Annotated in this window: 24 protein-coding genes; 10 read left to right on the top strand and 14 right to left on the bottom strand. The window is 65.4% G+C overall.

From position 1 onward, the window contains the following. Positions 1-14: 14 nt before the first annotated feature. The 5 genes from IVA81_RS29680 to IVA81_RS29700 are packed head-to-tail and all read left to right on the top strand — an operon-like array spanning position 15 to position 4,480. The gene (locus IVA81_RS29680) at positions 15-1,745 is read left to right on the top strand and encodes an ABC transporter ATP-binding protein (RefSeq protein WP_247324542.1); all 1,731 of its coding nucleotides are present in this window, start codon (positions 15-17) and stop codon (positions 1,743-1,745) included. A gap of 26 nt (positions 1,746-1,771) precedes the next feature. Next, on the top strand, positions 1,772-1,951 hold the full coding sequence (locus tag IVA81_RS29685; protein WP_246925989.1) for a DUF4089 domain-containing protein: 180 nt from the start codon (positions 1,772-1,774) through the stop codon (positions 1,949-1,951). A gap of 7 nt (positions 1,952-1,958) precedes the next feature. Next, entirely contained in the window at positions 1,959-3,353 is a 1,395-nt protein-coding gene (locus tag IVA81_RS29690) for an AtzE family amidohydrolase (protein ID WP_247324544.1), read from the top strand. 12 nt (positions 3,354-3,365) lie between these two features. Continuing rightward, complete coding sequence (gene hpxZ / locus IVA81_RS29695) at positions 3,366-3,761, top strand: oxalurate catabolism protein HpxZ (protein WP_247324547.1); 396 nt, start codon at positions 3,366-3,368, stop codon at positions 3,759-3,761. Then, positions 3,758-4,480, top strand: a complete 723-nt coding sequence (locus IVA81_RS29700; protein ID WP_247324548.1) for a GntR family transcriptional regulator — start codon at positions 3,758-3,760, stop codon at positions 4,478-4,480. Before hpxZ ends, IVA81_RS29700 begins: the two co-directional genes overlap by 4 nt. Before the next feature lie 111 nt (positions 4,481-4,591). On the opposite strand, the gene atzF is transcribed toward IVA81_RS29700, so the two are convergent. Then, entirely contained in the window at positions 4,592-6,400 is a 1,809-nt protein-coding gene (gene atzF / locus IVA81_RS29705) for an allophanate hydrolase (protein ID WP_247324561.1), read from the bottom strand. Between the two features lie 194 nt (positions 6,401-6,594). After that, entirely contained in the window at positions 6,595-7,101 is a 507-nt protein-coding gene (locus IVA81_RS29710; protein ID WP_247324562.1) for a MarR family winged helix-turn-helix transcriptional regulator, read from the bottom strand. A gap of 151 nt (positions 7,102-7,252) precedes the next feature. Here IVA81_RS29710 and IVA81_RS29715 point away from each other — a divergent pair, with 151 nt between their 5' ends. Continuing rightward, positions 7,253-9,109 (top strand): feruloyl-CoA synthase, encoded by a 1,857-nt coding sequence (locus IVA81_RS29715; RefSeq protein WP_247324563.1) that lies wholly within the window; start codon positions 7,253-7,255, stop codon positions 9,107-9,109. 394 nt (positions 9,110-9,503) lie between these two features. Here the strand turns inward: IVA81_RS29715 and IVA81_RS29720 are convergent, their stop codons facing one another. After that, entirely contained in the window at positions 9,504-10,010 is a 507-nt protein-coding gene (locus IVA81_RS29720) for a MarR family transcriptional regulator (protein WP_247324564.1), read from the bottom strand. Between the two features lie 83 nt (positions 10,011-10,093). Between IVA81_RS29720 and IVA81_RS29725 the strand changes: the two genes are divergently transcribed. Genes IVA81_RS29725 through IVA81_RS29735 form a run of 3 tightly spaced genes read left to right on the top strand, consistent with a single transcriptional unit; the run spans position 10,094 to position 12,910 of the window. Continuing rightward, entirely contained in the window at positions 10,094-11,308 is a 1,215-nt protein-coding gene (locus tag IVA81_RS29725) for a cytochrome P450 (protein WP_247324565.1), read from the top strand. A gap of 11 nt (positions 11,309-11,319) precedes the next feature. Further along, positions 11,320-11,643: a 2Fe-2S iron-sulfur cluster-binding protein gene (locus IVA81_RS29730; protein ID WP_247324571.1), complete on the top strand. Its 324-nt coding sequence runs from the start codon at positions 11,320-11,322 to the stop codon at positions 11,641-11,643. Between the two features lie 55 nt (positions 11,644-11,698). Further along, positions 11,699-12,910, top strand: a complete 1,212-nt coding sequence (locus tag IVA81_RS29735) for an ABC transporter substrate-binding protein (protein WP_247324573.1) — start codon at positions 11,699-11,701, stop codon at positions 12,908-12,910. 174 nt (positions 12,911-13,084) lie between these two features. Here the strand turns inward: IVA81_RS29735 and IVA81_RS29740 are convergent, their stop codons facing one another. Then, entirely contained in the window at positions 13,085-14,347 is a 1,263-nt protein-coding gene (locus IVA81_RS29740; RefSeq protein ID WP_247324579.1) for an NAD(P)/FAD-dependent oxidoreductase, read from the bottom strand. 310 nt (positions 14,348-14,657) lie between these two features. Between IVA81_RS29740 and IVA81_RS29745 the strand changes: the two genes are divergently transcribed. Continuing rightward, a complete protein-coding gene (locus IVA81_RS29745) occupies positions 14,658-15,830 on the top strand; it encodes an ABC transporter substrate-binding protein (protein ID WP_247324580.1) in 1,173 nt (390 codons plus the stop codon). Between the two features lie 310 nt (positions 15,831-16,140). Here IVA81_RS29745 and IVA81_RS29750 read toward each other — a convergent pair whose 3' ends face one another. The 10 genes from IVA81_RS29750 to IVA81_RS29795 all read right to left on the bottom strand — a co-directional run bounded on the left by IVA81_RS29750 (position 16,141) and on the right by IVA81_RS29795 (position 26,253). Continuing rightward, positions 16,141-18,012, bottom strand: a complete 1,872-nt coding sequence (locus tag IVA81_RS29750; RefSeq protein ID WP_247324583.1) for a sugar phosphate isomerase/epimerase and 4-hydroxyphenylpyruvate domain-containing protein — start codon at positions 18,010-18,012, stop codon at positions 16,141-16,143. Next, positions 18,009-19,067: a Gfo/Idh/MocA family oxidoreductase gene (locus tag IVA81_RS29755; RefSeq protein WP_247324585.1), complete on the bottom strand. Its 1,059-nt coding sequence runs from the start codon at positions 19,065-19,067 to the stop codon at positions 18,009-18,011. Before IVA81_RS29755 ends, IVA81_RS29750 begins: the two co-directional genes overlap by 4 nt. Beyond that, positions 19,064-19,801: an ABC transporter ATP-binding protein gene (locus IVA81_RS29760; RefSeq protein WP_247324588.1), complete on the bottom strand. Its 738-nt coding sequence runs from the start codon at positions 19,799-19,801 to the stop codon at positions 19,064-19,066. The genes IVA81_RS29755 and IVA81_RS29760 overlap by 4 nt, the downstream gene beginning before the upstream one ends. 9 nt (positions 19,802-19,810) lie before the next feature. Beyond that, the gene (locus IVA81_RS29765; RefSeq protein ID WP_247324589.1) at positions 19,811-20,554 is read right to left on the bottom strand and encodes an ABC transporter ATP-binding protein; all 744 of its coding nucleotides are present in this window, start codon (positions 20,552-20,554) and stop codon (positions 19,811-19,813) included. After that, entirely contained in the window at positions 20,551-21,549 is a 999-nt protein-coding gene (locus IVA81_RS29770; protein WP_247324591.1) for a branched-chain amino acid ABC transporter permease, read from the bottom strand. Before IVA81_RS29770 ends, IVA81_RS29765 begins: the two co-directional genes overlap by 4 nt. After that, positions 21,546-22,421 carry a branched-chain amino acid ABC transporter permease gene (locus IVA81_RS29775; RefSeq protein ID WP_247324593.1) on the bottom strand — a complete coding sequence of 292 codons (876 nt, stop codon included), beginning with the start codon at positions 22,419-22,421 and terminating at the stop codon, positions 21,546-21,548. Before IVA81_RS29775 ends, IVA81_RS29770 begins: the two co-directional genes overlap by 4 nt. A gap of 203 nt (positions 22,422-22,624) precedes the next feature. Then, positions 22,625-23,755, bottom strand: a complete 1,131-nt coding sequence (locus IVA81_RS29780) for an ABC transporter substrate-binding protein (RefSeq protein ID WP_247324594.1) — start codon at positions 23,753-23,755, stop codon at positions 22,625-22,627. A gap of 56 nt (positions 23,756-23,811) precedes the next feature. After that, entirely contained in the window at positions 23,812-24,690 is an 879-nt protein-coding gene (locus tag IVA81_RS29785; RefSeq protein WP_247324597.1) for a shikimate dehydrogenase, read from the bottom strand. Positions 24,691-24,834: 144 nt separating this feature from the next. After that, a complete protein-coding gene (locus tag IVA81_RS29790; protein WP_247324598.1) occupies positions 24,835-25,797 on the bottom strand; it encodes a LysR family transcriptional regulator in 963 nt (320 codons plus the stop codon). Positions 25,798-26,076: 279 nt separating this feature from the next. Next, entirely contained in the window at positions 26,077-26,253 is a 177-nt protein-coding gene (locus tag IVA81_RS29795) for a hypothetical protein (RefSeq protein ID WP_247324601.1), read from the bottom strand. Positions 26,254-26,298 lie beyond the last annotated feature (45 nt).

The raw sequence follows: 26,298 nt of genomic DNA on the forward strand, positions 1-26,298 counted from the left end.
ATGGGGAGGCTCGCTTGACCGCCCAGCCCCTGCTCGACGTTCAGGACCTAACCGTCGAATTCACCACCCGCCGCGGCATCGTCAAGGCGGTGCAGCACGTCAACATCTCCGTCGCCAAGGGCGAGACGCTGGCCATCGTCGGCGAGTCCGGCTCGGGCAAGTCGGTGACCTCCTACGCGGTGATGCGTATCCTCGACCGCGCGGGGCGGATCGCCGAGGGCTCGGTGATGTTCTCCGGCATCGACGTCAAGGCCGCGACCGAAGACCAGATGCGCGACCTGCGCGGCCGCGAGGTCTCGATGATCTTCCAGAACCCGCGCGCGGCGCTGAACCCGATCCGCAAAGTCGGCGACCAGATCGAGGACGTGCTGCGCACCCATGTGCAGCAGGCCCAGGTCAGAGATCACGGCGAGAAGGCGATCGAGGCGCTGGAGCAGGTCAAGATCGCCCGCCCGCGCGAGCGCTATCACGCCTATCCGTTCGAGCTCTCAGGCGGCATGTGCCAGCGCGTCGTCATCGCGCTGGCGCTCGCCTGCAATCCGCAGCTGCTGATCGCCGACGAGCCGACGACAGGTCTCGACGTCACCACCCAGAAGGCGGTGATGGACCTGATCGTCGAGCTGACCAAACGCAAGGCGATGTCGACCATCCTGATCACCCACGACCTCGGCCTTGCGGCGGCCTATTGCGATCGCGTCGTCGTGATGGAGAAGGGCCGCGTGGTCGAGACCGCGAAAGCCGCCGACATCTTCGCCAATCCGCAGCACCCCTACACCAAGAAGCTGATGCGCGCGACGCCGCGGCTCGGTGTGAGCCTGCGGGATTTGTTGCCGGAGGAAGAGGGAGCCGCGCCCGCCGCCACCAGCACCGCGCCGAAGGGATCCGCTCAGGCGACCGCAGTCGGCGGCCAACCCCTCCTCCTCGTCGACAAGCTTGTGAAAGAGTATCCCCGTCAGGGCGCGACCGCCGTGCTGGGAAAACTGTTCGGCCGCAAGCCGCCGGTGGAGCCGGACGTGTTCCGCGCCGTCGACGGCATCAGCTTCGCGGTCGGTCATGGCGAGAGCGTCGGCCTTGTCGGCGAGTCCGGCTGCGGCAAATCGACGACGTCGATGATGGTGATGCGCCTCTTGGACCAGACCTCGGGCCTGATCCAGTTCGAGGGCGAGGCCATCTCCGGCATCCAGCCTGCCGCCTTCGCCCGCCTGCCGCAGCGCAGCCGCATCCAGATGGTGTTCCAGGATCCAACCGACAGCCTCAACCCGCGCTTCACCGCCGCGCGCGCCATCGTGGACCCCATCATGCAGCTCGGCCATATCAGGGGACGCGACGCGCTCCGGGCCCGCTGCGAGGAGCTCGCCACCATGGTCGGCCTGCCGCACAACCTGCTCGACCGCTTCCCGCATCAATTGTCGGGCGGCCAGAAGGCCCGCGTCGGCATCGCCCGCGCCATCGCGCTCCATCCAAAGCTCGTCATACTGGACGAGCCAACGGCGGCGCTGGACGTCTCGGTGCAGGCCGTGGTGCTCAATCTGCTTCAGGACCTGAAGCAGCGGCTAGGCATGAGCTATCTGTTCGTCTCGCATGATTTGAATGTGGTGCGCTTGTTGTGCGATCGTGTCATTGTGATGCGGGCGGGACGGATCGTCGAGGAGGGCTCTTCCGAGCAGGTGCTCGGCGATCCCCAGGACGACTACACCAAGGAACTGCTGACGGCGATCCCGCATCCGCCGTTGCAGATCCACTGAGAGTGCACTGATTGTTGGGAAGCGTGATGGCCGAACCCCTGGACGACTATATCGACGCTGTATCGAAAGCGCTGGCGCTGCCGGTCGAGGAGGCCTGGAGGCCCGCGGTGCGTGCGAACCTCGAAGTGTCGCTGCGCCTCTCCCGCCTTGTCGACGAATTCGCGCTGCCGGACGAGACCGAGCCGGCGCCGATCTTCACGGTCTGATGCTGCCATGACCACCAAGCCAGAGATGACGGCGGCCGAGATCGCAAGCGCGGTCGCAGGCGGCAAAATGTCCGCGCTCGATGCCACCGAAGCCGCACTCGCGCGCATCAAGCAGCACGACACCATCCTCAATTCCTTCACCGACGTCACCGCCGATCGCGCCCGTGCGAAAGCGCGCGCGACCGATGCCGAGATCGCCGCCGGCAAGACCGTCGGCCCGCTCGCCGGCGTGCCCTTCGCGGTGAAGAATCTGTTCGATGTCGCGGGGCTTCCCACGCGCGCGGGCTCAAAGATCAACCGCGACCTTGCACCGGCCAAGCGTGACGCCACGCTGATCGAACGCATGGAAGCCGCCGGCGCCGTGCTGGTCGGCGCGCTCAACATGGGCGAATACGCCTACGACTTCACGGGCGAGAACGTCCATGACGGTCCGTCGCGCAATCCGCACGATACGACGCGCATGACCGGCGGCTCCTCCGGCGGCTCAGGCAGCGCCGTCGGCGGCGCGCTGGTGCCGATCGCGCTGGGCTCGGACACCAACGGCTCGATCCGCGTGCCGTCCTCGTTCTGCGGCATCTTCGGTTTGAAGCCGACCTATGGCCGGCTCTCGCGAGCGCGCTCGTTCCCGTTCGTGGCGAGCCTCGATCATCTCGGCCCGTTCGCACGGTCCGTCACTGATCTCGCGCTCGCCTATGACGTGATGCAGGGACCTGATGCGGACGACAGCGCCTGCACGACGCGCGGGTTGGAGCCGACGCTGCCGCTGCTGGCCAATCCGGTCTCGGACCTCCGGATCGCGATCGCCGGCGGGTATTTCCAGAACAACGTGTTCCCGGAAGCCGTCGAGGCCGTCGGCCGCGTTGCCAAGGCGCTTGGTGCAACGCAAGTCGTGGACGTCCCCGAAGCCGCGCGCGCCCGCGCGGCCGCCTATGTCATTACCACCACCGAAGGCGCTTCGCTCCACCTCGATCGCCTGCGCAAGCGCCCGAACGATTTCGATCCCGCGGTGCGCGACCGGCTGATCGCAGGCGCGATGGTGCCCGCGCCCATGGTCGACCGCGCGCAAAAATTCCGCCGCTGGTACCGCGCGCAGCTTGCCGAGATCTTCAAATCGGTCGACGTGCTGCTCGCGCCGGCGACGCCCTGCACCGCGCCAAAACTCGGCCAGGTGAATTTCAATCTCGACGGCGTCGAGCTGCCGGTACGCGCCAATATCGGCGTCCACACCCAGCCGATCTCGTTCATCGGCCTGCCGGTGGTCGCCGTGCCAGTGCCGCTCGAGCCGCTTCCGGTCGGCGTGCAGATCATCACCGCGCCCTGGCGCGAGGACATCGCGCTTCGTGTCGCCTACGCCTTGGAAAAGATGGGCGTGGCGTCGGCGCCCACCCCAAGGGGACTTTAAGAGGAATTTGAGATGGAGATCGATCTCCCCGACGTCATCGCGGAAGTCAAAGCCGCATTCGATCGTTATGAGCAGGCCCTCGTCAGCAACGACGTCGCCGTGCTCGGTGAGCTCTTCCGCAACGATCCCCGTACGCTGCGCTATGGCATCGGCGAGAACCTCTATGGCTACGAGGCGATAAGCGGCTTCCGCGCCGGCCGCTCGCCGGTCGGCCTGAACCGCCGCACTGCAAAGACGGTTATCACCAGCTATGGCCGCGACACGGCCGTGGCTTCCACCCTGTTCTATCGCGACACGGTGCCCGGCAAGGTCGGCCGGCAGATGCAGACCTGGATTCGCTTCCCCGAGGGCTGGCGCGTCGTCGCTGCCCATGTCAGCATCATCGACGAGCCGAAAGAGACCGCATGACGCTCGACGAGTTTCCGCGAGGGACACTGCCGACTGAGCCGGTGGTGCCGCGCGTCGACCGTCCCTCGTCATCGGTGCAGAAGGTCACGCGCGCCGAAGAGCTGCGCCTCCAGCTTGCGGATGAGATCGTGCGCGGCGCCCTGGCTCCCGGCGCGCCGCTGGACGAGACCGACATCGCGCGCCGCTTCAGCGTCTCGCGGACGCCGGTGCGTGAGGCGCTGCGCCAGCTGGTGGCGAGCGGCCTCGTCGAAGCGCGCGCCCATCGTGGCGCGGTGGTGGCGCAGCCCTCGATCGAGCGGCTGACCGGTATGTTCGAGGCGATGGCCGAGCTCGAGGCACTGTGCGCCGGCCTCGCCGCCGAGCGTATGTCCGCGGCCGAGCGCCACGGCCTGGAGGCCATCCACGAGGAGCTGCGGGTCTTGAGCTATACCGGCAATCCCGATCGCTTTCACGAGGTCAACGAGCGCTTCCACAATGCGATCTATGCCGGCTCGCAAAACGGCTACATTGCCGAGATCACGCTGGCGACGCGGGTGCGCGTGCAGCCATTCCGCCGCGCCCAGTTCCGCAACCTCGGACGTCTCGCCAAGTCGCAGGCCGAGCACGACCGCGTCGTCATCGCCATCATGCGCGGCGACAAACAGGGCGCCGCGGCCGCAATGCGCGCGCATATCGAGCTGGTGCGCGGAGAGTACGAGATCTACGCGGTCTCGGTGTAGGGCCGCACGCGCGGTGCCGTAGGGTGGGCAAAGGCGCAAAGCGCCGTGCCCACGATCTTCTCATGAAGGACGAGATCGTGGGCACGCTTCGCTTTGCCCGCCCTACGAGACCTATTTTGTTGCAGCTTCCGCCATATACTTCCGCCAGCCGCCATACGCGGTGATATCCCGCGCGTCGCCCAGCACTTCCGGCTCGACCAGAAACCCCTTCACACTGCGGCCGTCCGCAAGCCGCACCGTGCCGATCGCCATCGGCGCGGGGATCGCATTGACGAACCTGCCGAAGGCGGACGACGACAGCGACCAGATCTCCAGCTCGATCGCGGCGCCCTTGCCTGCCTCGACGCGAAGCAGGCCGGGCTTTGGCGGCGTGGTCTTGAGCGCGTAGAGCTTGTAGTCCGGCGCCGTCCTGGTCGCCTCGATCAGGCGTCCGTTCAGTGCTTTCAGCTCTCCGTTCAGCACCATGCCGGATAGATGGGCGCCGACCACGGCGATCGGGATCTCGTCGTCGCTGCTTGCCGGCAACGGTGCGAGCGGTGCTTGCGCCACGCTCTTTGCGCCGAGACTTAACTTCGTATCCGCATGGAACACGCGGCCGATGCTCGCGAGCAGGGCGTCATGTCCGGCAGGCGCGAGCAGCGTGATGCCGAACGGAATGCCGTCGGCGCGCATCGACGCCGGCACGGCAAGGCCACAGAGGTCGAGCAGATTGACGAAATTGGTGTAGGTGCCGAGGCGGCTGTTGAGCTCGATCGGATTGGCGACCACCTGCGCGGTCGTATAGGCGGTCGGCGCCGTTGGCAGCACCAGCGCGTCGATATCGGCAAAGGTGCGCTCGGCGATCTTGCGCAGGCCCTGCAGGCGATAGAGCGCCGAGAACGTGTCTGCCGCCGTCAGCCGCGCGCCCGCCGCGGTGATCTCGCGCGTCACGGGATGGATCGCATCAGGCGCGGACGCGAGCAGATCCTTGATCACGAGATAGCGCTCGGCGACCCACGGGCCCTCATAGAGCAGCCGCGCCGTCTCGTAGAACGGCTCGAGGTCGAACTCGACGAGCGTTGCGCCGAGCGCGGTCCAGCGCTCCAGCGCATCGGCGTAGGCGGCTTCCGATGTCTTGTCGCCGAAGAAGATCAGCTGCCCGTTGCGTGGCACGCCGAGGCGCAAGCCTGCCGGGAACGGCGTGAGCGCATCCAGCGGCCGGTCGCGCGAGAACGGATCGGCCGGGTCTGGCCCTGCCATCACGGACAAAGCGAGCGCGGCATCGTCCACTGTCAGCGCGAATACCGAGATGCAATCGAGCGTGCGGCAGGCCGGCACGAGTCCCGCATTCGAGATCATGCCGAGGCTCGGCTTCAATCCGACGATGTTGTTGAGCATCGCCGGCACGCGGCCTGAGCCGGCGGTGTCGGTGCCGAGTGACAGAGGAACGAGGCCGGCGCCGACGGCGACGGCGGAGCCCGAACTCGATCCGCCGGGAATGAGATCGTCACGGACCGAATTTCTGGGAATGCCGTAGGGCGAGCGCACGCCGACAAGGCCGGTTGCGAACTGGTCGAGATTGGTCTTGCCGATGATGATGGCGCCAGCGGTACGCAGGCGCGCCACCGCGGTCGAGTCGTGTGCCGGAGTGGTGGAGAAGGCCGGGCAGGCCGCGGTGGTCGTAAAGCCCCGCGCGTCGATATTGTCCTTCACCGCAACCGGCACGCCATAAAGCGGCAAGTCGGCGGCGTCCTTCCGCGCAGCAAGCTTTTCGGCCTCCGCGATCGCGTCCGTCTCCTCGCGCAGGCTGATGAAGATGGCGGGATCATTGCGGTCGCGGATGCGCTGATAGGTCCGCGCGACCGTCTGCGCCGGCGTCAGCGTGCCCGCGCGATGTGCGGCCACAATCGCGGCGATCGTTTCAGGCTGCTCAGCCCCCATGGCGACAAAACTCCGGCAATTCGTCTTCGCCCGGAGCGAAGCAAGCGATGTGCCATTGTGTACAATATCCCGGCAGCCCGATTGCTCCGGATATTATCGTGTGATCAGTGGCTTGGGAGATATTTCGACGGGCGGGTCGGCGGTCGCATCGGCGCCCTGTGGCGGGCAACTGCTCAATTCATGGGCAGTCGAGATCAGGTGAAGCCGGCAAGGATCCGGAGCAGGTGGGCCCGGTTTTCCTTGCCGATCTTCGCCTCGACGTTCCGCTCGTGCTCGGCCGCGAGCCGCTTGAACTTCGCCAGCGCCGTCTCGCCCGGCGCGGTGAGATGCAGCGCATGCGAGCGCCGGTCCGCCTTCGACTTGATCCGCTTGACCAGCTTGCGCTGTTCGAGGCTGTCGAGCAGATGCACCAGCCGGGCGCGCTCGATGCCGAGGCGCTTGGCCACGGCCATCTGCGACAGGCCCGGATTGGCGCCGATCACCGTCAGCACCGAATATTGCGTCGGCCGGATGTCGACATCGCCGAGCGTCCTGATGAAGTCCTGGAAGATCCAGATCTGGAAGCGCCGCACCGCATAGCCGGCGTGCCCGACCAGCGCGTCGAGGCCGACATCGCCGGCGATATCGCGAGGCGCCGCGCCGTTGCCGGCGCGCTTGCGTGGGGAAGGGCGGGTGTCGGGCCGGGCTGCACTGGCTGTCACGTCAGGTCTCCTGCCGCGCAACCTTAGCTCCTTGGCGGGCCAAGCGAAAGATTGTTGTTGACGACAACAATTGTCATGCCCAACATTATGGCCAAAGCAGCGCGGAACGAGGCTGCGGCCGATCCCGTATCCGGGCGGAGGGAGGAAACACATGACAGTCGCCCCACGCGGTGACGTTGCAGGCCTGTTCGCAACGCCGAGAACCGTCGCAGAGCATCGCGCCGACGGCAGCATCGTGCTGCGCTCGCCTGATCCGTTGCGCGATGGCGCGCGTTGCGTCGGCGACTGGCTGGAGCAATGGGCGCGGCAAACCCCGGACGCGATCTTCCTTGCCGAGCGCGGCAAGGTCGATGCGCCCTGGACCATTGTCACCTATGCGCAGGCGCTGCGCCAGGTGCACGCGGCGGCGTCCTGGATTTTGGCGCAGGGCCTCAGCGCAGAGCGCCCGCTCGCGATCCTCTCCGACAACAGCGTCGATAACGCGCTGCTGGCGCTTGCCGCCCAGCATGTCGGCGTGCCCTCGGCCGCGATTTCGCCGGCCTATTCGCTGATGTCCAGGGATTTCGAGAAGCTCAAGAGCATGATCACGCTGCTGGAGCCGGGCGCGATCTACGTCGCCGCGATAAAACCCTTCGCGGCGGCGCTGGAGGCCATCGCGCCGCTGCACCGGGCGCGCATCATCAGCGGCCATGAGGACGACGCCGGTGCGCTCGCCTTCCGCGCAGTCGTTGCAACGCCGGAGAATCCCGACGTTGCAACGGCGTTCGCCGCGGTAACGCCGGACACGATCGCGAAATTCCTGTTCACGTCAGGTTCGACCGGCACGCCCAAGGCCGTCATCAACACCCAGCGCATGCTGACCTCGAGCCAGCAGGCCAAGGCGCAGACCTGGATCTTTCTCGAGCAGAAGCGCGACGATCTCGTCATCCTCGACTGGCTGCCCTGGAGCCACACCTTCGGTGCCAATCACAATTTCAATCTCGTGCTGCGCAACGGCGGCTCGCTCTATATCGACGGCGGCAAGTCTGCGCCCGGTCTCTTTGCGACCTCGCTGGCCAATCTGAAAAGCGTGATGCCGACGGTGTATTTCAACGTGCCGCGCGGCTTCGACATGCTGATCGCGGCGCTGCGCGGTGACGAGGAACTGTGCCGCCGCTTCTTCAGCGAGGTGAAATTCGCTTTCTATGCCGGCGCGGCGCTGCCGCAAAATCTATGGGATGCGCTTGAGGAGCTCTCGATCAAAACCGTCGGTCGCGCGCTGCCGATGGTCTCGGCCTGGGGCTCGACGGAAACTTCGCCGCTTGCGACCGACTGCCATTTCCTTGCCGAGCGCTCCGGCAATATCGGCGTGCCCATTCCCGGCACCGAGCTGAAGCTCGTCACCTCCGGCGACAAGCTGGAGGTGCGGGTGCGCGGCCCTAACGTCACGCCGGGCTATTGGAAGGCGCCGGACCTGACCAAGCAGGCGTTCGACGAGGAGGGCTTTTATCTCATCGGCGACGCGGTCAAGCTGGCCGACCCCAAGCGGCCGGAGCGCGGCCTGTTCTTCGACGGCCGCGTCGCGGAAGACTTCAAGCTCAATTCCGGCACCTGGGTCAGCGTCGGCACGCTGCGGGTCGCTGGCATCGCTGCGCTGGCGCCGCTGGCGCAGGATATCGTCGTGTCAGGTCATGGCGGCGACGAGGCGCGCTTTCTGGTGTTTCCCAATGTTGTCGCCTGCCGCACCCATGCCGGTTTGCCCGAGACGGCTGATGTGAACGAGGTGCTGGCGCATGACAAGGTCAGGACCGCAATCGCGCAGGGCCTGGCGAAACTCAGACAGCAAGGCCCCAACTCCTCCGGCCACGCCACCCGCGCGCTGCTTCTCGCCGAGCCGCCATCGGTCGACGGCGGCGAGATCACCGACAAGGGCTACATCAACCAGCGCGCCGTGCTGACGCGGCGAGCCGATGCGGTGGCGCGGCTGAACGATGATGAATCGGGCGAGTGGATTGGCTGTAGCGCTTAAGAGCCGCCGCCAGTTGCTCTCGTGCCCCGGACGCAGCGCAGCACTCCCGGCGATGCGAAGCATCGTCCGGTGTGATGCGCTGCAGAGCCGGGGTCCATCTATCCCAGTACAGCGGCATGGGTCTCGGCTCTGCGCAGCAACGTTTCACGCTGCAGCGCGTCCGAGACACGAGAGCTGAGCACGCAACCTAGGCCAACAACCCTGCCGCATTATCTTGCCGATTCTTTTGTTGCTTAAGCAACTAATTTGTGCGAACCGTTCCAGACAAGGAATGACGGCGGGCAAACCGCTGCGTCTTTTCTGGAGGAAACAAATGCGCGGCAGAACTGGTGCCGTCAGCAAATGCTGGCGCGTGCCCGGACGTGACGGAAGGTGGCGCCCGAGGCGCGACCCGTCAGGCCTCAGTGTTGCCGGTGACCGCGCCGAGATTTTCGTGCAGCCGGCGGAGCAGATCGATCAGCACCTCGCGCTCGTCCTTGTTGAGGCAAGACAACAGTCGCCGCTCGCGCTCGAGCGCTGCAACGATCACCTTGTCATGGGTGGCGCGGCCCTTCGCCGTCAACGAGATCGAATGGGTGCGGCCGTCGTTGGGATCGGTGCGGATCGAGACCAGCCCTCGCTTCTCGAGGCCCGCCAACGTCCGGCTCACCGGCCCCTTGTCGAAGCCGATGACGTGGCAGATGCGCGAGGCCGGAATGCCGGGCTCGATCGCCAGCAGCGACATGATCCGCCATTCCGTGACGTTGACGCCGAATTGCCGCTGATAGAACGCGGTCGCGCTGTTCGAGAGCTTGTTGGCGATGAAGGTGACGAACGCCGGCACGTAACGGTCGAGGTCGAGCGTTGGTCCCGCCTCGTTAAGCGCAGGCTTTTGGCGGGATCTGGTCAAGGGCGCAGGCATATCGGGATTCTATCTCGCGGAGGGCCCGCTGACCTAAGGCCATGCGCCGCCCTTTCACAAGATCAAAATGAGGGAGGTCTTCCATGACCGTATCCGGCTCTCCTGCGGACTCCGCTTCCGTCCCGCATCTCGACGTCGATCCCTTCGACATGAAGTTTTTTGCCGACCCTTATCCCACGCATCAGCGGCTGCGGGAGGCCGGTCCGGTCGTCTATCTCGACAAATGGAACGTCTATGGCGTGGCGCGCTATGCCGAGGTCCATGCGGTGCTGAACGATCCCGCGACCTTCTGCTCCAGCCGCGGCGTCGGCCTCTCCGACTTCAAGAAGGAGACGCCGTGGCGGCCGCCAAGCATCATCCTCGAAGCCGATCCCCCCGCGCACACCCGCACCCGTGCCGTGCTGTCGAAAGTGCTGTCGCCGACCGTGATGAAGCAGGTGCGCGACCGCTTTGCAGCCGCCGCCGAGGAGCGGGTGGATGCGCTGCTTGACAAGCGCAGCTTCGACGCGATCACCGATCTCGCCGAAGCCTATCCGCTCTCGATCTTTCCGGATGCGCTCGGGTTGAAGGCGGAAGGGCGCGAGCATCTGATTCCCTACGCGAGCGTGGTGTTCAACGCGTTCGGTCCGCCGAACGAGCTGCGCCAGGAGGCGATCGCGCGCTCGGCGCCGCACCAGGCCTATGTCGCCGAGCAGTGCCAGCGCGACAATCTCGCGCCTGGCGGTTTCGGTGCCTGCATTCACGCCCGGGTTGACGAGGGCGAGATCACCGCGACCGAGGCGCCGCTGCTGGTGCGCTCCCTGCTGTCGGCCGGCCTCGACACCACGGTCAACGGCATCGGTGCCGCAGTCTATTGCCTCGCGCGCTTCCCCGACCAGTGGCAGCGCCTGCGCGACGATCCCACGCTGGCGCGTAACGCTTTCGAGGAGGCGGTGCGGTTCGAAAGCCCGGTGCAGACCTTCTTCCGCACCACCACCCGCGAAGTCGAACTCGCAGGCGTCGGGATCGGCGAGGGCGAGAAAGTGCTGATGTTCCTCGCTGCCGCCAATCGTGATCCGCGGCGCTGGGACAAGCCGGACAGCTACGACATCACGCGCCGCACCTCCGGCCATGTCGGCTTCGGCTCGGGCATCCACATGTGCGTCGGTCAACTCGTCGCCCGCCTCGAAGGCGAGGTGATGCTGACCGCGCTGGCCCGGCGGATCGCGAAGATCGAGATCACCGGCGAGCCGAAGCGCCGCTTCAACAACACGCTGCGCGGGCTCGACAGTCTGCCTGTCACCATCACCCCGGCCTGACGAGGAGTTTTATGCCCGCCATCATCTTCATCCATTCTGACGGCAAGTCCGACCGCGTCGAGACCGGCGAGGGCGAGAGCGCCATGCAGGCGGCGACCCGTCACGGCCTCGACGGCATCCTGGCCGAATGCGGCGGTAACGCCATGTGCGCGACCTGTCACGTCTATGTCGACGCGAGTTGGCTCGCGCGGCTGCCTGACATGGCGGACGACGAGGATGCGCTGCTCGACGGCACCGCGAGCGAGCGGCGGCCGACGAGCCGGCTATCCTGCCAGATCAAGTTCACGCCCGAGCTCGATGGGCTCGTCGTAAAGCTGCCGGAACGGCAGGTCTGAGTCTCGACGTGCCGGTAACGACCGGTGCACAAAACATCAAACATGGGAGGGAATGATGAAACATCTGAGGTGGACGCTTGCGCTGGCCGCAAGCCTGGTGTCCGGCGCGGCAAGCGCCGAGATCTCGGACAATGTCGTGCGCGTCGGCGTGCTCAACGACATCTCCGGCATTTTCCAGGACACCAACGGCATGGGCTCGGTGGAAGCCGCGCGCATGGCGGCGGAGGATTTCAATGGCGGCGGCAAAGGCATCAAAGTCGAGATCGTCTATGCCGATCACCAGAACAAGGCCGATGTCGGCAACGCCATTGCGCGCAAATGGCTGGATGTCGAAGGCGTCGATGCCATCGTCGACGTGCCGAATTCGGCGGTCGGTCTGTCCATCAACACGCTGCTGCGCGACAGCCGCATGACCTTCCTGGCCTCCTCGACCGCAAGCTCCGATCTCACCGGCAAGGCCTGTTCGCCCAACACCATCCAGTGGGTCAACGACGCCTGGGCGACCGGCAACACCACGGCAGCCGCGATGATGTCACGCGGCGGCAAGGACTGGTATTTCCTCACGGTCGATTACGCGCTGGGCAAGGGCATCGAGGCGGAGGCGCAGAAATACATCGAAGGACACGGCGGCAAGGTGCTGGGCTCCTCGAAACATCCGCTCGGCACCTCCGACTTCGCCTCCTTCCTGTTGCAGGCGCAGGGTTCGAAGGCACAGGTGATCGGCCTTGCCAACGCCGGCGGTGACACCATCAACGCCGTGAAGCAGGCCGCCGAGTTCGGCATCCAGCAGAACGGACAGAGGCTCGTCGCCTTCCTGCTCTTCATCAACGACATCCACGGCATGGGCATCAAGGTCGCGCAGGGCCTCCAGCTCATGGAAGCCTTCTACTGGGACATGAACGACGACACCCGCGCCTTTGCCAAGCGGTTCGCCGCGCGTCCGGGCATGAACGGCAAGATGCCGAGCGGCAACCAGGCCGGCGTCTATGCCTCGACGCTCGCTTATCTCAACGCGGTTGCCGCCACCGGCAGCGACAATGCCAAGGGCGCCGTGCCCGAGATGAAGAAGTTCAGGGGCAAGGACAAGCTGTTCGGCGACACCACCATCCGCCAGGACGGCCGCGTCGTGCATCCGATGTACCTGTTCGAGGTGAAGAAGCCGGACGAGTCGAAATATCCCTACGACTATTACAAGCTGGTCTCGACCATCCCCGCGGAGCAGGCGTTCCGCCCGCTGGCGGAAGGTGGGTGTGAGCTGGTGAAGTAGCTGTAGCTGTTGCGGCGAGCACTGCTGCACCCCTCCCCTTGCGGGAGAGGGTGGCTTCGCGAAAGCGAAGCCGGGTGAGGGGTTCTCTCCTCACGGACGATCTCGCGAGTTGAGAGAACCCCTCATCCGGCGCTTCGCGCCACCTTCTCCCGCAAGGGGAGAAGGAAGAAAAGGCTACACCACCTTGCTTGACCCCTGCGTGATCAGCCGCGCCGCCCGCTGATCTCGGGCGTAGATCCAGAGCCAGCTGAGCGCAACGCTGAGACGGTGGCGAAGGCCGATCAGGAAGTAGATGTGGGCGATGCCCCAGATCCACCACGCGATCGTTCCGCGCAGCTTGAAGCGGCCGAAGTCGATGACGGCTAGCCGCTTGCCGATCTGGGCGAGGCTGCCGGCGTGCTTGTAGCGGAATGGGCCGGTCGCAGCACCGCGCAGGCGGGCCTTGATGGTCTCGGCGACGTGACGGCCCTGCTGCTTCGCGGCCGGCGCGATGCCCGGCACCGGCTTGCCCTCCCAGGCGTCGATGCTGATGGTGTCGCCGATCGCGAAGATCTCGGGATGGCCAGGGATGGTCAGGTCGGCCTCGACCTGCACGCGTCCGGCGCGATCGCTGGGTGCGCCCAGCCACTCGGCGGCAGGCGAGGCGCGGACGCCGGCGGCCCAGATCCGTGTTTTTGCCTCGAGCAGTCTGCCGCCGAACACCACACCCTCCCGATTGATCTCGGTCACGGCCTGTCCGAGCACGACCTCGACGCCGATCTTCTCTAGCGACTCCTGCGCATAGGCCGAGAGATCGTCGGCAAAGCCCGCGAGCACGCGCGGCCCCGCCTCGATCAGCACCACGCGCGCCTTGGTCGTGTCGATGTTGCGGAAATCGCCGGGCAAGGTGTGGTGCGCCATCTCCGCGATGGTGCCGGCGAGCTCGACGCCCGTCGGGCCGGCACCGACGATGACGAAGGTCAGCCGCGCCGCGCGCTTTCCCGGGTCGGTCTCGCGCTCGGCGCGCTCGAATGCCACCAGGATGTGCCGGCGCAGCGTGGTGCCGTCCTCCAGCGTCTTCAGGCCGGGCGCCCATTGCTCCCATTCGTCGTGGCCGAAATAGGCGTGACGCGCGCCGGTCGCCAGCACCAGCGTGTCGTAAGGCACCTCGCTTCCGTCGTCGATCAGCACGCAGCGCCTTGCCGCATCGACGCCGCTGACAGTCGCGAACAGCGTCGTCACCTCCGGTCTGTCGCGCATGAGATGGCGGATCGGCCAGGCGATCTCGCTGGTCGCGAGCGAGGCGGTCGCGACCTGATACAGCAGCGGCTGAAACAGATGATGGTTGCGGCGGTCGATCAGCGTGATCTCGACCGGGATGCCTGCCAACCGGTAGGTCGCCTCCAGTCCACCAAAGCCGGCCCCGACGATGACGACGCGATGCGGTGTCGTGGTCATGATGTACCCTCGAATCTCGCTGCTCCACATTCCCATTTAAGTGCCGATTGGACGCTGCGGTCCAATAGCTGTCATCAATCGCCGCATAGGCCGAATGTATCGATCAGGCGCGAAAAAGCGCCGCAGCCTTGCCGGAGCCTTGGCCGAAGTATGTAGAATTATATTTCTTGCCATCGCCAAGGGGGGCGAAATATGGTGCAGGGGCAGGCGCTGAGCCATTGGCGGCTCGATGGATTTTGCGTTCAATAGAGACGACCCGGGGCGGCGATCACCCCGCTTGCGGGCTCAATAATAAAGGAGGGGAGTGGTTATGAGGACGGCATTCTGGCTGGCGGGCGCAGCGGCGCTGGTGCTGGCAAATCAGGCATTCGCCGGCGACACCATCAAGATCGGTTTCGTCTCGACCTTCAGCGGCCCGACCGCCGTGATCGGCAACGACATGCGCAACTCCTTCGAGCTCGCGCTGGACCACATGGGCCGCAAGATGGACGGCAAGCCGGTCGAGGTCATCTACGAGGATGACGGGCAGAAGCCCGATGTCGGCAAGCAGAAGACCGAGAAGCTGGTGCAGTCGGACAAGGTCGACTTCATCGTCGGCTACATCTGGTCGAACGTGCTTTTGGCGTCGCTGAAGACGGCCGTCGACTCGCAGACCTTCCTGATCTCGGCCAATGCCGGTCCGTCGCAGCTCGCCGGCGAGCTCTGCTCGCCTTACGTGTTTTCGACCTCCTGGCAGAACGACCAGACGCCGCAGGCAATGGGCCTCTACATGAACCAGAAGGGCGTCAAGAGCGTGTTCCTGATCGGACCGAACTACGCGGCCGGCAAGGACATGCTCGCGGGCGTGAAGAACACCTTCAAGGGCGAGGTCAAGGGCGAGGAATATACGGTCTGGCCGAGCCAGCTCGACTTCTCGGCCGAGCTCTCCAAGGCGCGCGCCTCGGGCGCCGAGTCGATCTTCGTGTTCTATCCCGGCGCTGCCGGCGTGCAGTTCCTCAACCAATATGTGCAGGCGGGCCTGAAGAGCACGATGCCGCTCTATACGGCGTTCACGGTCGACGAGCTGTCGCTGCCGCTGCAGAAGGAGAACGCGCTCGGCGTTCCCGGCGCGCAGGAATGGGTCAACGACCTCCCCAACGAGCAGAACAAGCGCTTCGTCGCCGACTACCGCAAGAAGTACACCGGCCTGCGTCCGACCTATTACGGCGCGCAATCCTACGACGCCGCCCAGCTTATCAACAGCGCGGTGGTCGCGGTGAAGGGCGACACCAGCAAGAAGGACGCGATGAAGGCCGAGATGGAGAAGGCCAACTTCAAGTCGCTGCGCGGCGCGTTCAAATACGGCAACAACCACATCCCGGTGCAGAGCTTCTATCTGCAGGACGTCGTGAAGGACGCCGAAGGCCAGCTCGCGCTGAAGACGGTCGCGACCATCGTCGAGAACGACCAGGATCGCTTCCACGACAAGTGCAAGATGAAGTAGCCACAAGCGACGTTGCCCCTTCTCCCCTTGTGGGAGAAGGTGGCGCGAAGCGCCGGATGAGGGGTATCTCTCCGCGGAAAAATTCTATCGCGTGCGCGGAGAGAGACCCCTCACCCGTCTCGCCGCTTTGCGGCGAGCCACCCTCTCCCACAAGGGGAGAGGGAAATATCGTAGGGTGGGCAAAGCGAAGCGTGCCCACCATTCGCACCGCATAATTGGGGAGGTGGTGGGCACGGCGCAAGCGCGCCTTTGCCCACCCTACGATTCCGGACTCGCGGAGAGAAACCCTTTCCACATGGGGAGAGGATCGTTACACCCTTGGCATGCTCGCAGGCCGCACCTCTCGAGCCTGCGCCGCCAGCCTGATCCCGGCATTGGCGGCACCGAACCCCTGATAGTTTCGCCGCTCGACGATCTCGAAAAAGAAGCGCTCGTCGAAGATGTGGGTGTAGACCTGGAAGAACTCGCCGTCGCCCTCGCGGTCGTAGAGGATGTGATTGGCGCGCAGCTGCGCCATCAGCTCCGGCGCGAGGTCATATTTGGCTTCGATGTCGTCGTAGTAGTTATCGGGGATGTCCAGGAAATCCGCGCCGCGCTGGCGCATTGCCGCAACGGTCGCGAAGATGTCTTTGCACGCGAACGCGACGTGCTGCACGCCTGAGCCAAAAAACTCCGAGATGAAGCGCGCCGGCAGGGTGCGGTTGGCGGAGGAGCCGTTGAGCACGAAACGCAGGCTCTGGTCTGCGTTGACGATGGCTTGGCTCTGCACGAGACCTCTGGGGTCGGCGATCTCCATCTGCGGCAGCCGCGTCAGGTCGAGAATGCCGGTGTAGAACAGCAGCCAGGACAGCATCTCGTCATAGGGCATCGACTGCGCGATGTGATCGACCGCGAGCAGAGCGTCCGCGCCCGCATCGCTCGCAACAGGCTCGAAGTCGGTGTCCCAGTTCTTGCCGGCCTGGTCGAGAAAATAGAGCAGGCTGCCGCCGACGCCATGGATCGCGGGTATCTCCAATTCGCCCGGCCCGACCGGCTGGTAAAAGGTACGCGCCTTCAGCGTCTCGGCACGCTGCATGGCAAGGCCCGCATTGTCGACATCGAGCGCAATCGCGCAAACGCCGGGGCCGTGCGTGACATAGTGGGAATGGGCAAAGCCGTCGGTCTCGCTATTGATGACGAGCTCGACCTTGCCCTGCGACCAGCGCTCCACTGCCTTGCTGCGATGCGCGCCGGTCTTGCGGAAGCCAAGTTGCGAAAACAAGTGGGCGAGCTCGCCGGCTTTGGTCTCGTTGACGGCAAACTCGACGAACCCGGTGCCGCGACTCTTCGCCTTCGGCGCCAGCGGCTCGCGGATGAGCTTCGGCCAGTCCGGCGCAAGCTGGTCCTCCAGCAGGATCAGCGAGCGCAGGCCGTCGATGGCGGTCTGCGCGGTCGAGCCGGCGCGGAACTGGTCGTTGAAGATCTCCAGCGACAGCGGCCCGGCATAGCCGGTTGCCGCGATCGCCGCCATGAACTCGTCGACCGGCAGATCGCCCTGGCCGGGAAACGAACGGAAGTGCCGGCTCCAGGACAGGATGTCGAGCGCGAGCTTCGGCGCGTCCGCAAGCTGCACCAGAAAGATCTTGTCGCCGGGGATCGAGGCCATCGCACCCGTCGGAAAGCCCGGTGCCAAGGCGTGAAAGCTGTCGAGGATGATTCCGATCGCGGGGTGATCGGCGCGGCGCACGATCTCCCAGGCATCGCGATAGTCGTTGACATGGCGTCCCCAGGCCAATGCCTCGTAGCCGACGCGCAAGGAGCGCTTGGCCGCGCGTTCGCCCAGCTCGCGAAAATCGTCGGCGGCTCGGTCGATGCCGCCGAGCGAGGCGGGCGAGACGTTGGAGCAGATCAGCAAGAGATCAGTGCCGAGCTCCTGCATCAAATCGAACTTGCGTTCCGCGCGAGCAAAATTGCGCGCGCGCTGCGGCTCGGGCATGCCTTCGAAATCGCGGAACGGCTGGAACGCGCAGATCTCGAGATTGAGGTCCTTGCACAGCTGTGCCACCTCGCGCGGGCCTGAGCCGAACGACAGCAGATCGTTCTCGAAGATCTCGACCGCGTCGAAGCCTGCGGCCGCGATGGCGCGGAGCTTTTCGTCGAGAGCGCCTGAGAGAGAGACGGTGGCGATCGAACGCTTGTTCATGCAGCTTGCTCCATGATCCGGCCCGGCGATACTTTTTGGCCCGTGCGCGCAGCCTCGCTGACGGCCTCGACGACAGCGAGCGTGCCCATCGCGTCTTCGACGGAGATCAGCGGCTGCTCGCGGCCCGCGATCACCGCGAGAAAATGCCGGAGCTGTTCGACGAGCGGATCGTAAGCCGAGAATGCGACGGGCTCGCGAACCAGCGGCTCATGCCAGCCGGGATCTTGTCGATACGACCACAGCTCCATGGTCGGCACCGACAGCGAACCATTGGTGCCGGCGAAGACGTAGCAGGGCTGGTCCTGCCTGGGATAGACCGCGTTCTCGCCGGCGGTCAGCTCCCAGCTCCACGGCGCCGGCGTCGCATCCGACACCGTCACGGTTCCGAGTGCGCCATTGGCAAAGCGCAACAGGAGGGCGGCCGTGTCCTCAACCGCGAAGCCGCGCACCTTGTTCGAGGTCAGCGCTTGAACTTCGACGATCTCGCCGCAAACGAAGCGAAGATTGTCGATGTCGTGGATGAGATTGATCAGCAGCGGCCCGCCGCCTTGCTCCCGCCGCCATGCGACTTCGAAATAGTCGTCGGGCTTCTTCAGCAGCCAGAGTCCCACCACTGCGGTGAGTTGGCCAAGCTTGCCGCCCGCCACGGTCTCGCGTGCGGCCTTGATGATGGGATTGTGTCGCCGGTGGTGGCCGACCAGCATCGGCACGCCGGTACGTTTCACGGCTGCGCACAGGCGCTGTGCGGTGGCAACCGTCTCGGTCACCGGCTTCTCGATCAAGGCCGGCACGCCCGCCTCAGTGCAGTCGAGTGCCATCGGCAAATGCAGCGTGTTGGGCGAGGCGATGATCAGACCGTCCGGCCTCTCCTGCGCCAGCAATGCGCGATGGTCCGCGTAGCAGGGCGCGTTGCGCGCCAGCGCATACTCCTTCGCGGCGGGCGATGGATCGGCGATGCCGGCGAGCACGCAATCCTTGGAGGACTCGATCAATTCAATGTGGCGGCGGCCGATCAGGCCGGCCCCGGCAACGGCGATGCGCATTTTCGCGTTCATGCCGCGCTCTCCTCCATGGCGCCGCCGAGGAAGAGCTGGCCGATGCGGGGATCGTTCAGGATGCGCTTGGCGTCGTCGACCATGCGGGTCTGGCCGAGCTCGAGCACGATACCGATGTCGGAGATTTCCAGCGCCGAGCGCGCGTTCTGCTCGATCATCAGGATCGTGACGCCGCGGTCGCGCAAACTCTTGAGGATGTCGAAGGTCTGCTGCACCATCAGCGGCGACAGGCCGATCGAGGGCTCGTCGATCAGCACCAGCTTCGGCTCGAGCAGCAGCGAGCGGGCGATCTCGAGCTGCTTCTGCTCGCCGCCGGACAGTGTGGAAGCCTGCTGCGTCGATTTCCGCCGCAGCGCCGGGAATAGGTCCAGCGCGGCTTCGATCCGCCCGGGGAGGTCGAGACCCTTCCCGGCAGCGACGCCGCCAAGCTCGATATTGTGGCGCACGGACAGTTCGGGAAAGATGTTGCGGCCCTGCGGAACGTAGCAGATGCCGGCATTGAGCAGCGCGCGCTGGCTCAAATTGGTGACGTCGCGGCCGGCGAAGCTGATCTTGCCCTCGCGCGGCTTCAACAGGCCGAAGATCGCCTTGAACACGGTGGATTTGCCGGCGCCGTTCGGGCCGATGATGGTGGTGATGGTCGCCTGCGGCACGGCGAAGGTCGTGCCGTTCAGGATTGTCATCTTGCCGTAGCCGCCGACGAGATTGTGAACCGAGAGGATCGGATCGCTCATGTTGGCTTCCTAATGTCCGAGATAGGCTTCGATCACGGCGGGGTTCTTGCGCACCTCGTCCGGCCGTCCCATCGCCAGCACCTTGCCTTCCGCCATGACCATCACGCGCGAGCACAGCGACATCACGAATTCCATGTTGTGCTCGATCACGACGAAGGTGGCGTTCTTCTCACGGTTGATCGCGACGAGGCGCTCCTTCAAATCCGCCAGCATGGACGGGTTGACGCCGCCCGCGGGCTCGTCGAGCAGCACCAGGCGCGGGCCGCCCATGAAGGCCATGGCGGCGTCGAGCAGCTTCTGCTGGCCATAGGAGAGGCCGCCGGCCGGTTCGTCGGCGAGATGATCGAGCTTGAAGAAGCCGATCATCTGGTTGGCGGCGTCGGTGAGCCCGGCATCGGAGCGGCCGACGAGGCGAGAGGCCATGTTGCCCTGGTGCTCCTGTCCGGCGAGGATCAGGTTCTCGCGCACCGAGAGTTTTGGGAAGACCTGAAGGAGCTGGAAGGTGCGGCTGACGCCGAGCTTGTTGAGTTCGGCGGGGCGCAGGCCCGTGACGAGCTTGCCGTCGAGCTTGACCTCGCCGCCCGATGGCGTGAGCTGGCCGAGGATGCAGTTGAACAGGGTCGACTTGCCGCAGCCGTTCGGCCCGATCAGGCCGAGGATCTCGCCTTCGCGCACGTCGAAGGAAACTCCGTCGACGGCGCTGATGCCGCCAAAGTTCTTCTTGATGTCGGTGACTTCGAGGACTGCACTCATTGCGCCGTCTCCAGGCGGGATTTTGCGACGGCGCGCAGTGCGGACGCTGCCTTGGTGCGGCGCTCGGCGAGATAGCGGTCGAGGATCCCCAGAATGCCGGTCGGCGACCAGATCAGCAGCAGCATCACCGCCACGGCATAGAGCATCAGATAATAGCCCTCGGTGAAGCGCAGCCATTCCGGCAGTAGCACCGCGATCATCGCCCCTAAGAACGGACCGAAATAGAAGCCGGCGCCGCCGACGATCACCATCATCAGCAGGTCGAGCGAGAGCGACAGGTTGAACGGCACCGGATCGATATATTGCGTCAGCGGCGCGTAGAGCGCGCCGGCGACGCCGCCGAGCGCCGAGCCGATCGCGAACGCCATCAGCGTGTAGCGGCGCGTATCGATGCCGAGCGATTGTGCGCGCAGCGGATTCTCGCGCAGCGCCATGAAGGCGCGCCCCCAGGGCGAGCGGATCAGCCACCACACCGCCACCGACACGATCGCGAGCGAGCCGAGGCAGACATAATAGAACGGCAGCGGCTTGTTGGTCGCGAGGCCAAAAACGTGCGGGCGCGGAATGTTGGAGATGCCGTAGATGCCGCCGGTCAGCCAGCTCTCGTTGCGAAACACCAGGAAGGCGAGGGTGGAGAAAGCCAGCGTGACGAAGGCGAGGTAGTGATGCTGCACGCGGAGCGCGGGATAGCCGAGCACCCAGCCGACCGCGAAGCTCAAGGCGATTGCGACTACGATCGCGGCCGGCAGCGGCCAGCCATGCGTGGTCATGATGGCGGACGCATAGGCGCCGATGCCGACGAACGCGCCTTGGGCCAGCGAGACCTGGCCGGCGTAGCCGAGCGTGAGGTTGAGGCCCATCGCGGCGATGCTCATCACCGCCCATTGGCTCAGGATGAACAGGCCGTAGCGGTTGAAGTTCATGGGGACGATGATCAGCGCGGCGATGACGGCGAGGCCGAGCGCGATTTTCAACGGTCTGGCAAAGCCACTCATACGGTGCGCTCCTCGGCGCGGCCGAGCAAGCCCTGCGGCCGGAACAGGATCACCGCGATCAGGAATATCATCGGCACGGCGGCGCGGTACTGCGTCGAGACATAGGCGGCCGCGAGATTGTCGAGCACGCCGATCAGGAGGCCGCCGGCGATCGCGCCGCGCACCTGGTTGAAGCCGCCGACGATCGCGGCGATGAAAGCGGCCTGGCCCAGCACCTCGCCGGAGGAGAACTTTGCAAGGTAAATCGGCGTGATCAGAAGCGAGGCCAGCGCAACCAGGAAGGCGTTGATCAGGAAGGTCAGGAGGATCATGCGCTCGACGGGCACGCCGATGATGCGCGCCACTGTCGGGTTCTGCGCCGCCGCCTGCATCTGGTGGCCGAGCGAGGTGCGGTTGAGCAGTGTGGTCAGGCCGATTACGGCGAAGATGGCGACGACGAGCACGCCGATGCTTTGCAGCGCCACCGCGTGGCCGAGGATGGAGACGTCACCGGTCGGCAGGATCGAGGGGAACGGCGAGGCTTCGGCGCTGAAGAACTGCTTCACCGCTTCCTTGAGGCCGATCGCCAGCGCCATGGTCGCAATCGCGAGCGGCAGCACGCCGTGGCGCATCATCGGGTCCACCAGCAGCAGCTTGAAGGCGAGCCCGAGCAGGATCATCGAGAGCAGGATGCCGAGGATGATCGCGAGCCAGAACGGCGCGCCGGCATGCATCGCCGCCAGCATCAGGAACGCCGGCAGCATCACGAACTCGCCTTGCGCGAAATTGATGGTCTGCGAGGTCTGCCACAGCAGCGTGAAGCCGACCGCGACCAGCGCATAGATCGCGCCAGTGGCAAGTCCCGCGACCAGAAGATCGAACAGATTGGACATTTTCCCTCTCGTGTCCCTCGCCCCGCTCTATCGTCTCCCTCGCCCCGCACTTGCGGGGAGAGGGCGGGGTGAGGGGCGCTCTCCGCGAATTCAACTCCGCCATTGCGGAAGCAGCCCCTCACCCCAACCCTCTCAGCGCGTGCGAAGCTCGTCGCGGCCCCGTAAGAACGGGGAGAGGGAGAAGAGGTGAAAGACCGCGTCCCTCACTTCACTTTCGGCAGCACCTGCTTCACGACCTGCTTGCCTTCGACCACTTCGACCAGAAAGCTCTGGCGGTCGATGTCGCCGGTGTCGCTGAAGGTGACGTCCATCAGGATGCCCGGCTCGTCGGCGGCCTTGATGGTGAGGCCGTGCAGCGTGTCGGCAAACTTCTTCGGGTCGACCTTGCCCATCTTCTCGGTGGTGGCCTTCACCATGTAGACGGCGAGATAGCCCTTCAGGCCGTTATGGTCGGGGACGTAATTGTACTTCTTCGAGAACTTCTCGCGGAATTGCTTGATCAGGTCGACTGGCGCGTCGGTGGTGAGGCCGACATGGCCGCGGGCGCCGTTGGCGGCATCGCCCGCCAGCTCGATCACCTTCTGGCCGATCAGCGTGGTCTCGCCCATCAGCGGTGCGGTGACGCCCTGGCGCTTCAGCTCTTTCAGGATGCGCGCGCTCTCTTCCTCGTTGAGATAGACGAACACAGCATCGGGATTTGCAGCCTTGATCTTGCCGACGTCTGCGGCGAAATCGGCCTGGCCCGCTTCGGTGGAGAGGTCGGCGACCACCTTGGAGCCGAGCCGGTCCAGCTCCTTGACCACGACATCGCGCCCGCCGCGGCCAAAGTCGTTGTTGACCCAGACCACCGCAACCGTCTTCGCCTTCATCTCGTCATGGATGTACTTTGCGACTTTCGGCATCGAGGATTGCTGACCGAACGAGGTCCGGAACAGGAACTTGTTGCCGGCCTGCGTCAGCTCAGCGGCTTCGCCGCCCATGATCTGGGCGATGCCGGCTTCGGCCGCCAGTGGGGCTGTGACCTTCACCGAGCCGGAATAGCCGGGCCCGAGCAGCACATAGGGCTCGGCATCGAGCGCCTTCTGCACCTGGGCACGCGCCACGCCCGGGTTGGACTGCGAGTCGGCGTGGGTGACCTCCAGCTTGCGCCCGAGCACGCCGCCCTTGGCGTTGATATCCTCGATCGCCAGGTCGATGCCGTTCTTCCAATTGGTGCCGACGGTGGCGCCGCCGCCCGAGAGTTCGGCGACGTCGGCGAGCTTGATCGCCTGGGCAAAGGCGCTCGTTGCGGTCATGGCGGTGAGCAGCGCGCCCACCAGTAGCGTTGATTTCATCGTCGTCTCCTCACGTTTCAAATTTTGCAAGCGGCCTTGTATCCGGCCGCTTCGTCTCAAGCTGCCTGATAGGCGGCGCTGCGCGCCGCCATCACGGCATCAAAAGCCTCTCCCATGACCTCGGTCGATGGGGCAAGGCCGGTGAACAGTTCGAAGGCGTCGGCAGCCTGGTAGATCGCGAGTTCGCGGCCGGTCATGATCCGAGCGCCTTTGTCTCGGGCTGCGGCAAGCAGCGGCGTGATCAGCGGCGAATAGACGGCGTCGGCGACCCATAGGTCGGACCTGAGCAGCACCGCCGGCACTGGCGTGTCTCGGTTCGGCAGCATGCCGACCGGCGTGCCGTTGACGAGGCCGGTTGCGCCATCGAGTGCCTCCTCGACGCTGGCGGCAACGCGGGCACCGCCGCGTGGGGCGAGCAGGGCAACCAGCGTTTCGGCGCGCGCCGGCTCGCTGTCGAGGATGCGGATGTCGGTCACGCCGAGGCTCGCCAGCGCAAACGCGATGGCCTTGCCGACGCCGCCGGCGCCGATCACGGCGACGGCGTTGTCCGCGGGCGCCAGCAGCGGCGCCACGGCGCGCGCAAAGCCCGTGGTGTCGGTGTTGTGGCCGGTCAGCCGGCCGTCCCTGACGACGACGGTGTTGACCGCACCCATGGCGGCCGCGCCCGGCGCCAGCGCGTCGAGCAGCGGGACCACCGCTTCCTTGTAGGGGTAGGTGATGTTGACGCCGGCAAAGCCGAGCCGCCGCACGCCTTCGAGCATCATGCGCAACCCGGCCGCGTCGGCGCCGGCGACCTCGATGAGCTGGTAATGGCCGCGCAGGCCAAGCGCCTCGGCGGCGCACTCATGCATGGCAGGGGACGCGGAATGCGCGATCGGCGCGCCGATCAGGCCGGTGAGGAGCTTCTTGCTGGCGGCGTATCCGCGCTTCGACATAATTCGCTATCGTCTCGTTGGGAGCGTTCGGTCCCGGTCATTAGCGGGGAAATCCGCACAAATCCAAGGGGGCTTCCAGCTGCGACGATAGTCTTTCCGCTGCCTAACACAATTACCCTTTTATCGGACAAACCTAACATCATGTTATTTCTTTCGCCCGCGCGCCGGCACGGCCTTGCCGTTGCCGCCCGGCACGGCCTTGCCGTTGCCGCGGGACGGCTCGACCGCGCGCATCTCGGTGCGCAGCGACTCGATGAAATACTCGGCATGAAGCGACAGCGGCGCGCCGCGCTTGACCGCGATGTAGGTGTCGAACCGCGTCGGCTCGGCGATCTTCAAGAGCTCGATCCCGGGATAGCCGCCATGGGCCACGGTGAACTGGTCGATGATGGCGATACCGAGTCCGGCCTTCACCAGCGCGCAGACCGTGGTGCCGAAGCGCGCGCGGATGGTGATGTTGTAGTCGAGCCGGTGGCGCGCGAAGATCTCGGCCATGATCCGGCCATAGGGATCGTTGGGATCGATGCCGATCAGCGGATAGCGGGTGATCTCGGCGGCCGAGACCTGCTTGCGGCCGGCGAGCTCGTGGCCCGGCGGCACGATGCAGTACAGCTCGCCCGAGGCGAGCGGCATGAAGTCGAGCGCGGAATGCTCCAGCCGGTAGCTCATCGCCACGCACTCGCCGCGGCCGAGCATGAGATAGTCGATGGCCTCCTCGAGCTTGAGGATGTTGATGTCGATGCCGAGATCGGGATAGCGGCGACGGACGCGCTCGATCGCGCGCGGCACCATCACCTGCGAGATGCTGGGTACCGAGCCGATCCGCAGTTCGGACAACCCACCGCGGCCGATCTTGGAGATGATCTCTGAGAGATCGTCGACCTTCTTGTAGACGCCGTTGATCTGCTCGAAGATATTCTCGGCTTCCGGCGTCGGGAAGTAACGCCCGTTCTGGCGCTGGAAGAAGCGGATGCCGAGCGAGCGCTCGGTGTATTTGACGAGGCGGCTGATCCCCGGCGCCGAGACGTTGAGCAGCTTCGCCGCACCGCCGATGGTCCCCGTCACCATCACGGCACGGATCACTTCAACCTGGCGCAGCGTCATCATGTTCTTTGCGTCCGAAAGACGATCATGGCGGCGATGCCTTTCCCTCTCCCCTGGTGGGAGAGGGTGGCTCGCCGCGTAGCGGCGAGCCGGGTGAGGGGTTCTCTCCGCGAATGATCCTGCCGCAGTGAGTGCGCGGAGAGAACCCCTCATCCGGCGCTTCGCGCCACCTTCTCCCACAAGGGGAGAAGGAAAGGCAACTTCTCGGTCAGATTGTTTCGACTAAAATCAGCGCGTTCAAATGGAAGAGCGTCGGAGAGCGCGTAACGCCGCACCCGCGCTTTAGCTCGCCGGGCCTTCGGGCGAAACGCGGTCGGCCAGCGCCTCACGCTCGCTTTGCAGCACCTCGCGCGCGAACTCGATGATCTTCTGCTTGTTTGCCGTTTCGTGGACGGCGAAAAACACGCGGTTCAATTCCAGACCGAGCACGCTGTTGAGGGCAATGTCCTCGTCTTCCATTTGGTTTTCCCGCTGCGGACGCTTCAGGTGTATCGTGACGTCAAT

The organism is Bradyrhizobium sp. 141, from assembly GCF_023074055.1.
GTDB lineage: Bacteria > Pseudomonadota > Alphaproteobacteria > Rhizobiales > Xanthobacteraceae > Bradyrhizobium.

Bases quoted from the DNA above. Each gene is read 5' to 3' on its own strand.
- IVA81_RS29685 (WP_246925989.1), top strand. From the start codon at position 1,772: ATGGCCGAACCCCTGGACGACTATATCGACGCTGTATCGAAAGCGCTG.
- IVA81_RS29690 (WP_247324544.1), top strand. From the start codon at position 1,959: ATGACCACCAAGCCAGAGATGACGGCGGCCGAGATCGCAAGCGCGGTC.
- hpxZ (WP_247324547.1), top strand. From the start codon at position 3,366: ATGGAGATCGATCTCCCCGACGTCATCGCGGAAGTCAAAGCCGCATTC.
- IVA81_RS29700 (WP_247324548.1), top strand. From the start codon at position 3,758: ATGACGCTCGACGAGTTTCCGCGAGGGACACTGCCGACTGAGCCGGTG.
- atzF (WP_247324561.1), bottom strand. From the start codon at position 6,400: ATGGGGGCTGAGCAGCCTGAAACGATCGCCGCGATTGTGGCCGCACAT.
- IVA81_RS29715 (WP_247324563.1), top strand. From the start codon at position 7,253: ATGACAGTCGCCCCACGCGGTGACGTTGCAGGCCTGTTCGCAACGCCG.
- IVA81_RS29720 (WP_247324564.1), bottom strand. From the start codon at position 10,010: ATGCCTGCGCCCTTGACCAGATCCCGCCAAAAGCCTGCGCTTAACGAG.
- IVA81_RS29725 (WP_247324565.1), top strand. From the start codon at position 10,094: ATGACCGTATCCGGCTCTCCTGCGGACTCCGCTTCCGTCCCGCATCTC.
- IVA81_RS29730 (WP_247324571.1), top strand. From the start codon at position 11,320: ATGCCCGCCATCATCTTCATCCATTCTGACGGCAAGTCCGACCGCGTC.
- IVA81_RS29735 (WP_247324573.1), top strand. From the start codon at position 11,699: ATGAAACATCTGAGGTGGACGCTTGCGCTGGCCGCAAGCCTGGTGTCC.
- IVA81_RS29740 (WP_247324579.1), bottom strand. From the start codon at position 14,347: ATGACCACGACACCGCATCGCGTCGTCATCGTCGGGGCCGGCTTTGGT.
- IVA81_RS29745 (WP_247324580.1), top strand. From the start codon at position 14,658: ATGAGGACGGCATTCTGGCTGGCGGGCGCAGCGGCGCTGGTGCTGGCA.
- IVA81_RS29750 (WP_247324583.1), bottom strand. From the start codon at position 18,012: ATGAACAAGCGTTCGATCGCCACCGTCTCTCTCTCAGGCGCTCTCGAC.
- IVA81_RS29755 (WP_247324585.1), bottom strand. From the start codon at position 19,067: ATGAACGCGAAAATGCGCATCGCCGTTGCCGGGGCCGGCCTGATCGGC.
- IVA81_RS29760 (WP_247324588.1), bottom strand. From the start codon at position 19,801: ATGAGCGATCCGATCCTCTCGGTTCACAATCTCGTCGGCGGCTACGGC.
- IVA81_RS29765 (WP_247324589.1), bottom strand. From the start codon at position 20,554: ATGAGTGCAGTCCTCGAAGTCACCGACATCAAGAAGAACTTTGGCGGC.
- IVA81_RS29770 (WP_247324591.1), bottom strand. From the start codon at position 21,549: ATGAGTGGCTTTGCCAGACCGTTGAAAATCGCGCTCGGCCTCGCCGTC.
- IVA81_RS29775 (WP_247324593.1), bottom strand. From the start codon at position 22,421: ATGTCCAATCTGTTCGATCTTCTGGTCGCGGGACTTGCCACTGGCGCG.
- IVA81_RS29780 (WP_247324594.1), bottom strand. From the start codon at position 23,755: ATGAAATCAACGCTACTGGTGGGCGCGCTGCTCACCGCCATGACCGCA.
- IVA81_RS29785 (WP_247324597.1), bottom strand. From the start codon at position 24,690: ATGTCGAAGCGCGGATACGCCGCCAGCAAGAAGCTCCTCACCGGCCTG.
- IVA81_RS29790 (WP_247324598.1), bottom strand. From the start codon at position 25,797: ATGATGACGCTGCGCCAGGTTGAAGTGATCCGTGCCGTGATGGTGACG.
- IVA81_RS29795 (WP_247324601.1), bottom strand. From the start codon at position 26,253: ATGGAAGACGAGGACATTGCCCTCAACAGCGTGCTCGGTCTGGAATTG.